1 protein-coding gene is annotated in these 1,180 nt (G+C 67.4%); it reads left to right on the top strand.

What is annotated here, in order from left to right:
* Window positions 1-1,180 (top strand): formyl-CoA transferase (gene frc, locus TN53_RS40710; RefSeq protein ID WP_234441821.1); only part of this gene is annotated, 1,180 nt, incomplete at both ends.

The following is a 1,180-nucleotide window of genomic DNA, read 5'->3' on the forward strand; positions in this document are numbered from 1 at the left end:
GACGAAGGCTCTTGAGGGTGTGCGGGTGCTGGATATGACGCATGTGCAGTCGGGTCCGTCGGCGACGCAGTTGCTGGCGTGGCTGGGTGCGGACGTGGTGAAGGTGGAGGCGCCGGGCGGGGACATCACGCGCGGGCAGTTGCGGGATGTGCCGGGTGTGGACTCGCTGTATTTCACGATGCTCAACTGCAACAAGCGCAGTGTCACGCTGAACACCAAGTCCGAGCGGGGCAGGGAGCTGCTGACCGAGCTGATCGGGCGTTCGGATGTGATGGTGGAGAACTTCGCTCCTGGTGCGGTGGAGCGGATGGGGTTCACCTGGGAACGGATCCGGGAGATCAACCCGCGGATCGTGTACGCCTCCATCAAGGGCTTCGGAGAGGGCCCGTACACCAACTTCAAAGCCTATGAGGTGGTGGCACAGGCGATGGGCGGGTCGATGGCGACCACCGGATTCCCCGACGGGCCGCCGATGGCGACCGGCGCGCAGATCGGCGATTCGGGCACCGGCATCCACGCGGTGGCCGCCATCCTGGCCGCCCTGTTCCAGCGCGAGTCGACCGGGCGCGGACAGCGGGTGAACGTGGCCATGCAGCACGCCGTCCTCAACCTGTGCCGGGTCAAACTCCGCGACCAGCAACGCCTCACCCACGGCCCGCTGGCGGAATACCCCGGCGACGACTTCACCGACGAGGTCCCCCGCTCGGGCAACGCCTCCGGCGGCGGCCAGCCCGGCTGGGCCGTCAAATGCGCGCCCGGCGGACCCAACGACTACGTCTACGTCATCGTCCAGCCCGCCGGCTGGCCACCCCTGGCCCACCTGATCGGCCGCCCGGAACTGGCCACCGACCCGCAATGGGCCACCCCCGAGGCCCGGCTGCCCCACCTCGCCAAAATGTTCCAGCTCATCGAGGAATGGACCACCACCCTCCCCAAATGGCACGTCCTGCAGCAGCTCAACAGCCACAACATTCCCTGCGGGCCGATCCTGTCCACCAAAGAGATCATCGAGGACCCCTCCCTGGCCGCCAACGAGATCGTCGTCGCAGTCGACCACCCCGAACGCGGCACCTTCACCACCGTCGGCAACCCCCTCAAACTCTCCGACTCCCCCACCCACATCACCACCCCACCCCTCCTGGGCCAGCACACCGAAGAAATCCTCATCGGCGAACTCGGC

The organism is Streptomyces sp. WM6386 (genome assembly GCF_000972385.1).
In the GTDB taxonomy this organism is placed as follows: Bacteria; Actinomycetota; Actinomycetes; order Streptomycetales; family Streptomycetaceae; genus Streptomyces.